The sequence below is a fragment of the Streptococcus sp. 2021WUSS126 genome (genome assembly GCF_044427255.1).
Classification (GTDB): domain Bacteria; phylum Bacillota; class Bacilli; order Lactobacillales; family Streptococcaceae; genus Streptococcus; species Streptococcus hashimotonensis.
Genome location: NZ_JAOTGI010000002.1, coordinates 127476 through 140827 on the forward strand (window position 1 = coordinate 127476; position 13352 = coordinate 140827).

Below are 13352 nucleotides of genomic sequence, written 5' to 3' on the forward strand. Positions count from 1 at the left end.
TTGGGAGTTCAAAGGTCCTGGGGACCTTTGAAGCAGCTTGCCGGAAAACAGGTAAGCAAGCTGGACAACCTAAATGCGTTTTTCTAACAAACCGACTACTTCTATATGGTTTGTCGTGTCACTCTTTGCAGTGATGATACTTGGCAACTTGCCCCCTCTTTCCATGATAGAGGGAGCATTTCTCAAATACTTTGGGATTCCTGTGGCTTTCACATGGTTTATGTCTACAAAAACTTTTGATGGTAAAAAGCCTTATGGATTTTTGAAGTCTGTCATTGCTTATGCACTGCGACCAAAGCTGACCTATGCAGGAAAAAAAGTAACGCTTGGCAGAAACCAGCCACAAGAAGCCATTACAGCAGTTAGGAGTGAATTTTATGGCATATCCAATTAAATACATTGAAAACAATCTCGTCTGGAATAAAGACGGGGAATGTTATGCTTACTATGAGCTTGTTCCTTACAATTACTCATTTCTAAGTCCAGAACAGAAAATACAAGTGCATGATTCTTTCAGACAGCTTATCGCACAAAATCGTGATGGCAAAATTCATGCTTTACAAATCAGTACAGAATCCAGCATACGTTCTGCACAAGAGCGTTCCAAAAATGAAGTCACTGGCAAGCTCAAAGCGGTTGCCTATGACAAAATCGACCAACAGACAGACGCTTTAATATCCATGATTGGCGAAAATCAAGTGAACTACCGTTTCTTTATCGGCTTTAAGTTGCTTCTCAACGATCAGGAGTTTTCTATGAAAAGTCTTACCGTTGAAGCAAAAAATGCTTTGTCTGATTTTGTCTATGATGTGAACCATAAGCTGATGGGCGATTTTGTTAGTATGAGTAATGATGAAATCCTGCGTTTTCAGAAGATGGAAAAGCTCTTAGAAAATAAAATCTCTCGTCGTTTCAAAATCCGCAGGTTAGATAAGGACGACTTCGGCTATCTGATTGAACACCTTTACGGACAGACAGGCACTGCCTATGAAGAGTATGAGTACCATCTATCAAAGAAAAAGCTGGATAATGAAACGCTGATTAAATACTATGACTTGATTAAGCCTACTCGCTGTTTGGTGGAAGAAAAACAGCGATATTTGAAAATCCAGCAGGAAGATGAAACCGTCTATGTAGCTTACTTTACCATTAACAGCATTGTCGGAGAACTGGACTTCCCGTCCTCTGAAATCTTCTACTACCAGCAACAGCAATTTACATTCCCGATTGATACGTCAATGAATGTGGAAATTGTAGCGAATCGTAAAGCCCTATCTACTGTCCGCAATAAAAAGAAAGAACTGAAAGACTTGGATAACCACGCTTGGCAAAGTGATAATGAAACCAGCTCCAATGTGGCGGAAGCTCTGGAAAGTGTGAATGAGCTGGAAACCAATTTAGACCAAAGCAAGGAATCTATGTACAAGCTGTCTTATGTGGTAAGGGTATCAGCAAATGATCTTGACGAACTCAAACGTCGTTGTAATGAAGTGAAAGATTTTTATGACGATTTAAGCGTAAAACTGGTACGACCATTTGGGGATATGCTCGGCTTACATGAAGAATTTTTACCTGCCAGCAAGCGTTATATGAATGATTATATTCAATACGTGACCTCTGATTTCCTCGCTGGTTTAGGTTTTGGTGCTACTCAAATGCTGGGGGAAAATGAGGGGATTTATGTTGGCTACAGCTTAGATACTGGACGCAATGTCTATCTGAAACCTGCTCTTGCCAGTCAAGGGGTTAAGGGTTCAGTAACCAATGCGTTAGCGTCGGCTTTTGTTGGTTCGCTGGGTGGTGGTAAATCCTTTGCGAATAACCTTATCGTCTATTATGCGGTGCTTTATGGGGCACAAGCAGTGATTGTAGACCCAAAAGCAGAACGTGGCAGATGGAAAGAAACCTTGCCAGAGATTTCCCATGAAATCAATATCGTCACTCTGACTTCTGATGAGAAAAACAAAGGCTTACTTGACCCTTATGTGATTATGAAAAATCCCAAAGATTCTGAATCACTGGCTATTGATATTCTGACATTCCTTACGGGGATTTCCTCTCGTGATGGGGAACGCTTCCCAATCCTTAGAAAAGCCATTCGTGCAGTAACCAATAGTGAAGTACGAGGGTTGATGAAAGTGATTGAGGAATTACGGGTTGAGAATACGCCACTAAGTACCAGTATAGCCGACCATATCGAAAGTTTTACAGACTATGACTTTGCACATTTATTATTCAGTAATGGTTATGTGGAGCAGTCTATCAGCTTAGAAAAACAACTGAACATTATACAGGTTGCGGACTTGGTACTTCCCGACAAGGAAACTTCCTTTGAGGAATATACCACTATGGAGCTTTTATCCGTTGCTATGCTGATTGTCATTAGTACCTTTGCTTTAGACTTTATCCATACAGACCGAAGCATTTTCAAGATTGTAGATTTAGACGAAGCATGGAGCTTTTTACAGGTAGCACAAGGAAAAACACTATCTATGAAGCTGGTTCGGGCTGGTCGTGCTATGAACGCTGGGGTATATTTCGTGACCCAAAATACAGACGACCTCTTAGATGAAAAACTGAAAAATAACCTCGGCTTAAAATTTGCATTTCGTTCCACTGACCTTAACGAGATTAAAAAGACCTTAGCCTTTTTTGGTGTAGACCCAGAGGACGAAAACAATCAGAAGCGATTGCGTGATTTGGAAAACGGGCAATGCCTTATCAGTGATTTATATGGTCGTGTCGGTGTGATACAGTTCCACCCTGTATTTGAAGAACTGCTCCATGCCTTTGATACCAGACCACCTGTGCGAAAAGAGGTGTAAATGTGAAACCATCAATAGTAAACAGAATAAAATCAAACTGGACGCTGAAACGTCTAGGTAAAGTGGCAATGACAGTGGCTTTCACACTTGTGATTGCCATTTTTCTTTTAGCCATGCTGGGAACGGTGGTTCAAGCTGCGGGCTTGGTAGATGATACGGTCAATGTGGCAAATGAATACAGCCGATACCCACTTGAAAACTATCAACTGGATTTTTATGTGGATAATAGCTGGGGCTGGCTTCCGTGGAACTGGTCGGACGGGATTGGAAAACAGGTCATGTATGGACTATATGCCATTACCAATTTTATTTGGACAATCAGTTTGTATGTTTCCAATGCGACAGGTTACTTAGTACAGGAAGCCTATTCCTTAGACTTCATTTCCGCTACAGCAGATTCCATTGGTAAGAATATGCAGACCTTAGCTGGTGTGAGTGCAAACGGATTTTCAACAGAGGGTTTCTATGTTGGATTCCTCTTACTCTTGATTTTGGTTCTTGGGGTTTATGTTGCCTATACGGGACTGATAAAGAGAGAAACCACAAAGGCAATTCATGCCATTATGAATTTTGTGCTGGTGTTTATCCTATCGGCTTCCTTTATTGCCTACGCTCCCGACTACATTAAAAAAATCAATGACTTTTCATCAGACATCAGTAATGCCAGTTTATCACTTGGCACGAAGATTGTCATGCCCCATTCCGATAGTCAAGGCAAGGACAGCGTGGACTTAATCAGAGATAGCCTGTTTTCCATACAGGTTCAGCAACCGTGGCTACTGCTTCAATACAACAGTTCAGACATTGAAAGTATCGGTATTGACCGTGTGGAAAGCCTGCTCTCCACCAGCCCAGATTCCAACAATGGCGAAGACAGAGAAAAAATTGTTGCGGAAGAAATTGAAGACAGAAGCAATACCAATCTAACCATTACAAAGACCATTAACCGTTTAGGTACAGTCTTCTTCCTATTTGTCTTCAATATTGGGATTTCCATATTTGTATTCCTATTAACAGGAATCATGATTTTCTCGCAGGTACTTTTTATCATCTATGCTATGTTTCTGCCTGTGAGCTTTATTTTAAGCATGATTCCATCATTTGATGGTATGTCAAAACGAGCCATAACAAAGCTCTTTAATACCATTTTGACACGAGCTGGAATCACATTGATTATTACGACAGCATTTAGTATTTCAACCATGCTCTATACCTTATCGGCTGGTTATCCGTTCTTTTTGATTGCTTTTCTACAGATTGTGACCTTTGCAGGAATCTACTTCAAGCTGGGCGATTTAATGAGTATGTTTTCTCTACAGAGTAACGATTCTCAAAGTGTGGGAAGTCGTGTGATGAGAAAACCTCGTATGCTTATGCACGCTCACATGCACCGTCTACAGCGGAAACTTGGACGTTCCATGACTACTCTAGGGGCTGGGTCTGCCATTGTTACAGGTAAAAAAGGACAGTCGGGTTCGGGGAGTTCTGCAAGGACACAAGCAGATCACTCCCGACCAGACGGAAAGGAAAAATCAACACTTGGAAAACGTATCGGTCAAACCATCGGTACAGTAGCTGATACCAAAGACAGAATGGTAGACACTGCTAGTGGTTTGAAAGAACAGGTTAAAGATTTGCCGACCAATGCAAGATATGCAGTATATCAAGGAAAATCCAAAGTAAAAGAGAATGTCCGTGATTTAACCAGTAGTATTTCTCAAACCAAAGCGGACAGAGCCAGTGGACGCAAGGAACAGCAGGAACAAAGGCGAAAAACCATTGCGAAGCGTCGCTCTGAAATGGAACAGGTCAAACAGAAAAAACAGCCTGCTTCTTCTGTTCATGAAAGACCGACTACAAGACAAGAACAATATCATGATGAACAGACCTCAAAACAGTCTAATATTCAGACTTCATATAAGGAATCTCAACAAGCCAAACAAGAGCGTCCAGCAGTTAAGTCCGATTTTTCAAGTCCAAAAGTGGAACGCCAAGGCAATACCGTTCAAGAAAAAACCGTTCAAAAGCCAGCAACTTCAACCACTACAGCAGATAGAACTTCACAACGTCCAATCACAAAAGAACGTCCGTCTACTGTTCAAAGAGTACCACTACAAAATACAAGAAGTAGACCACCAATCAAAACCGCCACCATTAAGAAAGTCGGTAAGAAACCATGAAGTTGAAAACTTTAGTGATTGGTGGTTCTGGATTATTCTTGATGGTCTTCTCACTGCTTCTGTTTGTTGCCATTTTATTTTCAGATGAACAGGACAGCGGAATTTCCAATATTCATTATGGAGGTGTGAATGTTTCCGCAGAAGTGCTGGCTCATAAGCCTATGGTAGAAAAATATGCCAAAGAATATGGCGTTGAAGAATATGTCAACATACTTCTTGCGATTATACAGGTGGAATCGGGCGGTACTGCGGAAGATGTTATGCAGTCCTCGGAATCCCTCGGTCTTCCACCTAATTCATTGAGTACAGAAGAATCCATTAAGCAAGGTGTGAAGTATTTCAGTGAATTATTAGCCAGTAGCGAAAGGCTCAGTGTAGATTTAGAATCGGTTATCCAGTCCTACAATTATGGTGGTGGTTTCTTAAGGTATGTGGCTAATCGTGGAAATAAATATACCTTTGAACTGGCTCAAAGTTTCTCAAAAGAGTATTCAGGTGGCGAAAAAGTGTCTTACCCCAATCCCATAGCCATACCTATCAATGGGGGCTGGCGATACAACTATGGCAATATGTTTTATGTGCAACTGGTAACGCAGTATCTTGTCACAACAGAGTTTGATGATGATACGGTACAAGCCATCATGGACGAAGCACTGAAATATGAGGGCTGGCGATACGTTTACGGTGGAGCTTCCCCGACTACTTCTTTTGATTGTAGCGGACTGACACAATGGACGTATGGAAAAGCTGGAATTAACTTACCACGAACCGCACAACAGCAATATGATGTGACCCAGCATATCCCACTATCGGAAGCACAAGCTGGCGATTTGGTTTTCTTTCATTCTACCTATAACGCTGGCTCTTATATTACTCATGTTGGGATATACCTTGGCAATAACCGTATGTTTCATGCAGGCGACCCAATCGGTTATGCCGACTTAACAAGCCCCTACTGGCAACAGCATTTAGTGGGAGCAGGACGAATCAAACAATGAGAAAGGAAGATTTAATGATGAAATTTAGAAAAAATCAGAATAAAGAAAAACAGATACCAAAGGAAAAGAAACCTCGTGTCTATAAGGTCAATCCTCATAAAAAGGTTGTGATTGCCTTGTGGGTACTTTTAGGGCTTAGTTTCAGCTTTGCGATATTCAAGCACTTTACAGCTATAGATACTCATACTATTCACGAAACAACTATCATAGAAAAGGAATACGTTGATACTCATCATGTAGAAAATTTTGTAGAGAACTTTGCGAAAGTCTACTATTCATGGGAGCAATCCGATAAGTCCATTGATAATCGAATGGAAAGTCTAAAAGGCTATCTGACAGATGAACTTCAAGCTCTCAATGTTGATACAGTACGCAAAGATATTCCTGTATCGTCTTCTGTAAGAGGATTTCAGATATGGACGGTAGAGCCAACTGGCGACAATGAGTTTAATGTAACCTACAGTGTAGACCAGCTCATTACAGAGGGAGAAAATACAAAGACCGTCCACTCTGCTTATATAGTGAGTGTCTATGTAGATGGTTCTGGAAATATGGTACTGGTTAAGAATCCGACCATTACCAACATACCTAAGAAATCAAGTTATAAACCAAAAGCCATTGAAAGTGAGGGGACGGTTGATTCCATTACAACCAATGAAATCAATGAGTTTTTAACGACGTTCTTCAAGCTCTATCCTACAGCGACAGCCAGTGAACTTTCCTACTATGTGAATGACGGGATATTAAAACCAATCGGAAAAGAGTACATCTTTCAAGAACTGGTAAATCCTATTCACAATCGTAAGGATAATCAAGTCACGGTATCGCTGACAGTGGAGTATATCGACCAGCAGACCAAAGCAACGCAGGTATCTCAATTTGATTTGGTACTTGAAAAGAACGGGAGTAATTGGAAGATTATAGAATAACAAATATTGGTACATTATTACAGCTATTTTGTAATCACGTACTCTCTTTGATAAAAAATTGGAGATTCCTTTACAAATATGCTCTTACGTGCTATTATTTAAGTATCTATTTAAAAGGAGTTAATAAATATGCGGCAAGGTATTCTTAAATAAACTGTCAATTTGATAGTGGGAACAAATAATTGGATGTCCTTTTTTAGGAGGGCTTAGTTTTTTGTACCCAGTTTAAAAATACCTTTATCATGTGATTCTAAAGTATCCGGAGAATATCTGTATGCTTTGTATGCCTATGGTTATGCATAAAAATCCCAGTGATAAAAGTATTTATCACTGGGATTTTTATGCCCTTTTGGGTTTTTGAATGGAGGAAAATCACATGAAAATTATTAATATTGGAGTTTTAGCTCATGTTGATGCAGGAAAAACTACCTTAACAGAAAGCTTATTATATAACAGTGGAGCGATTACAGAATTAGGAAGCGTGGACAAAGGTACAACGAGGACGGATAATACGCTTTTAGAACGTCAGAGAGGAATTACAATTCAGACAGGAATAACCTCTTTTCAGTGGGAAAATACGAAGGTGAACATCATAGACACGCCAGGACATATGGATTTCTTAGCAGAAGTATATCGTTCATTATCAGTTTTAGATGGGGCAATTCTACTGATTTCTGCAAAAGATGGCGTACAAGCACAAACTCGTATATTATTTCATGCACTTAGGAAAATGGGGATTCCCACAATCTTTTTTATCAATAAGATTGACCAAAATGGAATTGATTTATCAACGGTTTATCAGGATATTAAAGAGAAACTTTCTGCCGAAATTGTAATCAAACAGAAGGTAGAACTGTATCCTAATATGTGTGTGACGAACTTTACCGAATCTGAACAATGGGATACGGTAATAGAGGGAAACGATGACCTTTTAGAGAAATATATGTCCGGTAAATCATTAGAAGCATTGGAACTCGAACAAGAGGAAAGCATAAGATTTCAGAATTGTTCTCTGTTCCCTCTTTATCATGGAAGTGCAAAAAGTAATATAGGGATTGATAACCTTATAGAAGTTATTACTAATAAATTTTATTCATCAACACATCGAGGTCCGTCTGAACTTTGCGGAAATGTTTTCAAAATTGAATATACAAAAAAAAGACAACGTCTTGCATATATACGCCTTTATAGTGGAGTACTACATTTACGAGATTCGGTTAGAGTATCAGAAAAAGAAAAAATAAAAGTTACAGAAATGTATACTTCAATAAATGGTGAATTATGTAAGATTGATAGAGCTTATTCTGGAGAAATTGTTATTTTGCAAAATGAGTTTTTGAAGTTAAATAGTGTTCTTGGAGATACAAAACTATTGCCACAGAGAAAAAAGATTGAAAATCCGCACCCTCTACTACAAACAACTGTTGAACCGAGTAAACCTGAACAGAGAGAAATGTTGCTTGATGCCCTTTTGGAAATCTCAGATAGTGATCCGCTTCTACGATATTACGTGGATTCTACGACACATGAAATTATACTTTCTTTCTTAGGGAAAGTACAAATGGAAGTGATTAGTGCACTGTTGCAAGAAAAGTATCATGTGGAGATAGAACTAAAAGAGCCTACAGTCATTTATATGGAGAGACCGTTAAAAAATGCAGAATATACCATTCACATCGAAGTGCCGCCAAATCCTTTCTGGGCTTCCATTGGTTTATCTGTATCACCGCTTCCGTTGGGAAGTGGAATGCAGTATGAGAGCTCGGTTTCTCTTGGATACTTAAATCAATCGTTTCAAAATGCAGTTATGGAGGGGATACGCTATGGCTGTGAACAAGGATTGTATGGTTGGAATGTGACGGACTGTAAAATCTGTTTTAAGTATGGCTTATACTATAGCCCTGTTAGTACCCCAGCAGATTTTCGGATGCTTGCTCCTATTGTATTGGAACAAGTCTTAAAAAAAGCTGGAACAGAATTGTTAGAGCCATATCTTAGTTTTAAAATTTATGCGCCACAGGAATATCTTTCACGAGCATACAACGATGCTCCTAAATATTGTGCGAACATCGTAGACACTCAATTGAAAAATAATGAGGTCATTCTTAGTGGAGAAATCCCTGCTCGGTGTATTCAAGAATATCGTAGTGATTTAACTTTCTTTACAAATGGACGTAGTGTTTGTTTAACAGAGTTAAAAGGGTACCATGTTACTACCGGTGAACCTGTTTGCCAGCCCCGTCGTCCAAATAGTCGGATAGATAAAGTACGATATATGTTCAATAAAATAACTTAGTGTATTTTATGTTGTTATATAAATATGGTTTCTTGTTAAATAAGATGAAATATTTTTTAATAAAGATTTGAATTAAAGTGTAAAGGAGGAGATAGTTATTATAAACTACAAGTGGATATTGTGTCCTGTATGTGGAAATAAAACACGATTAAAGATAAGGGAAGATACTGAATTAAAAAAATTCCCCCTCTATTGTCCGAAATGCAGACAAGAAAATTTAATTGAAATAAAGCAGTTCAAAGTAACTGTGATTACAGAGCCAGACGCAAAGACGCAGAGCCGATAAAATGAGATTAATACAATCTCATTTTATCGGCTCTTTCCGTTATGTATGGATTCTTTTAATTAGTCTTCGATGTTTCTTGCTTCGTTGATACCGCTGGCTAAAGATTCCATTAAGGATAGTTCTTTGTCTGTAAAGCTATCCATGTATTTCTCTATCTGTAATCGTCGGGTGCTTTTTACCAAGTTATTAGCAGGTAAGAAAAATTCATCAACGGAAACATGAAGTAACGATACAAGGTCATAAAGAACTTGTATGCTGGGGTGTTGCCCTTTATTTTCAATATTAGTTAAGTACCGTGGGTCAATTTCAATCAATGCTCCCACTTGTTCACGAGTTAAACCTCGTTTCAATCGAGCTTCTTTAATGGCTAAACCAAAGGCTCTAAAATCATATTTATCTTCTTTTTTACGCATAGTAGACCACCTCTATACATTTTATTGTTCCTACTGAATTAAAAACAGGTATAGAAAAACGTGTTATATGGTTTATAGGTTTATATTTAATAAAAAGCACTACTAAACGCCAATAAAAAAAACCGTTATATGGTAGTGCTATTTACGCTGTTAAAATATTGTATATTACTTCCAAATGGCGGTTTGTTGGAGGTCAACGTCGCCATGAAGTACATCATATACAATAAATTTCCTTACATTGGGTTCTTGTCAAAAAAAGTCGTCTATCTGCAATAGATAAGTACGTCCACCAATGTGGTTTTATAAATCATATAGATAGAATAACAGAAGCATGTAAACAGAGAAATAAATCTGTTTATATGCTTTTTTGGCTATTCAGAACTTTTTTACAAAGTTTATTTATCAGTAATGCAACAAATCCCCCTTTCACATTGGGACTAAGAGTGAAAGGAGATAAACGAGCAAGGCTCACTTCCTTTCCTAGACAGAAAGGGGGTGAGAAACATGAAACCATCTTCTTTTCAGACCACAATAGAAAATCAGTTTGACTATATCTGTAAACGTGCTATGGAAGACGAGCGAAAGAATTATATGCTTTATCTTTCAAGGATTGCAAAGCGTGAGGTGTCCTTTTCGGATGTTGGCGATTATCTTGTTAGCCAGTTTGCGACAACAGATAACTATTCAACTGACTTTCAGATTTTTACACTCAATGGGTTATCAGTAGGCGTTGAAAATGATTTGTTGAGTGAAGCATTACGTGAGTTGCCAGACAAGAAACGTGAAATTCTACTGCTGTTTTACTTTATGGACATGAGCGATTCAGAAATTGCAGACCTGTTGAAATTGAACCGTTCTACTGTCTATCGGCATAGAACCAGTGGACTAGCCTTAATTAAAAAGTTTATGGAGGAATTTGAAGAATGAAAACACAATATCCTATGATTCCCTTTCCTCTCATTGTAAAGGCAACAGATGGCGATACCGAAGCGATTAACCAGATTCTACATCATTACAGAGGGTACATAACGAAGCGTTCCCTACGACTTATGAAAGATGAATATGGCAATCAAAGTATGGTCGTTGATGAAGTCTTACGTGGAAGAATGGAAACCAGACTGATTACAAAGATTTTGTCATTTGAAATTAAGTAATATCCTCTCTCCTTTCGTGGAAGCGTGCTAAACCATTCCACGCTTCCCGAACAGGGAGGTTTGTTATTCCACCAAAGCATATTGAGCTTTCAATGTGTTTTGATAGGCTAACGAGCCATTGTTCTTTGAAAACTGAATAAAAGTAATCGAATACGTTTCGATAAGAAAAGAGCCAACGGAACTAACCGCCATGACCTATCTTATAAAGATAGCGAGCGATTCATGTTAGTGATCCGAGAAGCAATCTTTAGCAGGATTGCCTGCAACGACATTCTTATCGTGATAATGATACTCCCATACAGTCAATAGTCCGAGCGTGATAAAACCGTCGCAGGCAATGAGTATGGCTACATGAGAACCATGCAGGGGTGGAACTCCCGTGAGCTTTGCTAAAGCTGTTCGATTGCTGGTAAAACAACTTTTATGAAATCCAAATAAGTGATTTGGAAAGGAGGATTTTATGAAGCAGACTGACATTCCTATTTGGGAACGTTATACCCTAACCATTGAAGAAGCGTCAAAATATTTTCGTATTGGCGAAAACAAGCTACGACGCTTGGCAGAGGAAAATAAAAATGCAAATTGGCTGATTATGAATGGCAATCGTATTCAGATTAAACGAAAACAATTTGAAAAAATTATAGATACATTGGACGCAATCTAGCGTCGCCAAAGGGTCTTGTATATGATAAAATAGTATTAAGTCGTATCAAGGCTCTTTCCATAAAGGAAAGGAGCAAATGCCATGTCAGAAAAAAGACGTGACAATAAAGGTCGAATCTTAAAGACTGGAGAGAGCCAACGAAAAGACGGAAGATACTTATACAAATATATAGATTCATTTGGAGAACCGCAATTTGTTTACTCGTGGAAACTTGTGGCTACAGACCGAGTACCAGCAGGAAAGCGTGATTGTATCTCACTTAGAGAGAAAATCGCAGAGTTACAGAAAGACATTCATGATGGTATTGATGTTGTAGGAAAGAAAATGACACTCTGCCAGCTTTACGCAAAACAGAACGCTCAAAGACCAAAGGTTAGAAAAAACACTGAAACTGGACGCAAATATCTTATGGATATTTTGAAGAAAGACAAGTTAGGTGTAAGAAGTATTGACAGTATTAAGCCATCAGACGCTAAAGAATGGGCTATTAGAATGAGTGAAAATGGTTATGCTTATCAAACCATCAATAACTACAAACGTTCTTTAAAGGCTTCATTCTATATTGCTATACAAGATGATTGTGTTCGGAAGAATCCATTTGACTTTCAACTGAAAGCAGTTCTTGATGATGATACTGTCCCTAAGACCGTACTAACAGAAGAACAGGAAGAAAAACTGTTAGCCTTTGCAAAAGCTGATAAAACCTACAGCAAAAATTATGATGAAATTCTGATACTCTTAAAAACAGGTCTTCGTATTTCAGAGTTTGGTGGTTTGACACTTCCAGATTTAGATTTTGAGAATCGTCTTGTCAATATAGACCATCAGCTATTGAGAGATACTGAAATTGGGTACTACATTGAAACACCAAAGACCAAAAGTGGCGAACGTCAAGTTCCTATGGTTGAAGAAGCCTATCAAGCATTTAAGCGAGTGTTAGCGAATCGAAAGAATGATAAGCGTGTTGAGATTGATGGATATAGTGATTTCCTCTTTCTTAATAGAAAGAACTATCCAAAAGTGGCAAGTGATTACAACGGCATGATGAAAGGTCTTGTTAAGAAATACAATAAGTATAACGAGGATAAATTGCCACACATCACTCCACATAGTTTGCGACATACATTCTGTACCAACTATGCAAATGCAGGAATGAATCCAAAGGCATTACAGTACATTATGGGACATGCTAATATAGCCATGACGCTGAACTATTACGCACATGCAACATTCGATTCTGCAATGGCAGAAATGAAACGCTTGAATAAAGAGAAGCAACAGGAGCGTCTTGTTGCTTAGTAGTACAAATGAATTTACTACTTATTTACCACTTCTGACAGCTAAGACATGAGGAAATATGCAAAGAAACGTGAAGTATCTTCCTACAGTAAAAATACTCGAAAGCACATAGAATAAGGCTTTACGAGCATTTAAGAAAATATAAAAAGATAATTAGAAATTTATACTTTGTTTATTATAAAAAAATTCATGAAAATGGGCTCCATAAAAAAAATAGTCAGGGACAATATTGCTTTGACATTATTCATAAAGATGTATTTCAAATACCATATGTCGGAGATATAAAAAATTTATCTGTCATAGTTGGT

12 protein-coding genes and 2 pseudogenes are annotated in these 13352 nt (G+C 38.4%); 12 read left to right on the forward strand and 2 right to left on the reverse strand.

Going from position 1 to position 13352, the window contains the following annotated elements; all coding sequences use genetic code 11:
* Nucleotides 1-94: 94 nt before the first annotated feature.
* The 8 genes and pseudogenes from ODU39_RS01845 to ODU39_RS01880 form a co-directional block, all read left to right on the forward strand.
* Nucleotides 95-394, forward strand: a pseudogene (locus ODU39_RS01845) (conjugal transfer protein); the annotation flags it as partial.
* Entirely contained in the window at nucleotides 378-2825 is a 2448-nt protein-coding gene (locus ODU39_RS01850; RefSeq protein ID WP_000331160.1) for an ATP-binding protein, read from the forward strand. The pseudogene ODU39_RS01845 and the gene ODU39_RS01850, both read left to right, overlap by 17 nt.
* A gap of 2 nt (nucleotides 2826-2827) precedes the next feature.
* Nucleotides 2828-5005, forward strand: coding sequence for a CD3337/EF1877 family mobilome membrane protein (locus ODU39_RS01855; protein ID WP_000804748.1), 2178 nt, complete (start codon nucleotides 2828-2830; stop codon nucleotides 5003-5005).
* On the forward strand, nucleotides 5002-6003 hold the full coding sequence (locus tag ODU39_RS01860) for a lysozyme family protein (RefSeq protein ID WP_398579729.1): 1002 nt from the start codon (nucleotides 5002-5004) through the stop codon (nucleotides 6001-6003). The genes ODU39_RS01855 and ODU39_RS01860 overlap by 4 nt, the downstream gene beginning before the upstream one ends.
* Complete coding sequence (locus tag ODU39_RS01865; RefSeq protein WP_001224318.1) at nucleotides 6000-6932, forward strand: conjugal transfer protein; 933 nt, start codon at nucleotides 6000-6002, stop codon at nucleotides 6930-6932. Before ODU39_RS01860 ends, ODU39_RS01865 begins: the two co-directional genes overlap by 4 nt.
* 313 nt (nucleotides 6933-7245) lie before the next feature.
* Nucleotides 7246-7293, forward strand: a pseudogene (locus tag ODU39_RS01870) (hypothetical protein); the annotation flags it as partial.
* A gap of 15 nt (nucleotides 7294-7308) precedes the next feature.
* The gene (gene tet(M), locus ODU39_RS01875) at nucleotides 7309-9228 is read left to right on the forward strand and encodes a tetracycline resistance ribosomal protection protein Tet(M) (RefSeq protein ID WP_000691736.1); all 1920 of its coding nucleotides are present in this window, start codon (nucleotides 7309-7311) and stop codon (nucleotides 9226-9228) included.
* A gap of 118 nt (nucleotides 9229-9346) precedes the next feature.
* Nucleotides 9347-9514, forward strand: a complete 168-nt coding sequence (locus ODU39_RS01880; protein WP_000336323.1) for a cysteine-rich KTR domain-containing protein — start codon at nucleotides 9347-9349, stop codon at nucleotides 9512-9514.
* 59 nt (nucleotides 9515-9573) lie between these two features.
* On the opposite strand, the gene ODU39_RS01885 is transcribed toward ODU39_RS01880, so the two are convergent.
* Nucleotides 9574-9927, reverse strand: a complete 354-nt coding sequence (locus ODU39_RS01885) for a helix-turn-helix transcriptional regulator (protein WP_001227347.1) — start codon at nucleotides 9925-9927, stop codon at nucleotides 9574-9576.
* 504 nt (nucleotides 9928-10431) lie between these two features.
* Between ODU39_RS01885 and ODU39_RS01890 the strand changes: the two genes are divergently transcribed.
* Complete coding sequence (locus ODU39_RS01890) at nucleotides 10432-10854, forward strand: sigma-70 family RNA polymerase sigma factor (protein ID WP_000804885.1); 423 nt, start codon at nucleotides 10432-10434, stop codon at nucleotides 10852-10854.
* A complete protein-coding gene (locus ODU39_RS01895; protein WP_000857133.1) occupies nucleotides 10851-11081 on the forward strand; it encodes a helix-turn-helix domain-containing protein in 231 nt (76 codons plus the stop codon). The genes ODU39_RS01890 and ODU39_RS01895 overlap by 4 nt, the downstream gene beginning before the upstream one ends.
* A 225-nt stretch (nucleotides 11082-11306) precedes the next feature.
* Here the strand turns inward: ODU39_RS01895 and ODU39_RS01900 are convergent, their stop codons facing one another.
* Entirely contained in the window at nucleotides 11307-11558 is a 252-nt protein-coding gene (locus ODU39_RS01900) for a hypothetical protein (protein ID WP_001845478.1), read from the reverse strand.
* On the opposite strand from ODU39_RS01900, the gene ODU39_RS01905 reads away from it, so the two are divergent.
* Complete coding sequence (locus ODU39_RS01905) at nucleotides 11542-11745, forward strand: excisionase (RefSeq protein WP_000814511.1); 204 nt, start codon at nucleotides 11542-11544, stop codon at nucleotides 11743-11745. The two genes, ODU39_RS01900 and ODU39_RS01905, sit on opposite strands and share 17 nt — an antisense overlap.
* Nucleotides 11746-11826: 81 nt before the next feature.
* Nucleotides 11827-13044 carry a tyrosine-type recombinase/integrase gene (locus tag ODU39_RS01910; RefSeq protein WP_001291561.1) on the forward strand — a complete coding sequence of 406 codons (1218 nt, stop codon included), beginning with the start codon at nucleotides 11827-11829 and terminating at the stop codon, nucleotides 13042-13044.
* Nucleotides 13045-13352: the final 308 nt, after the last annotated feature.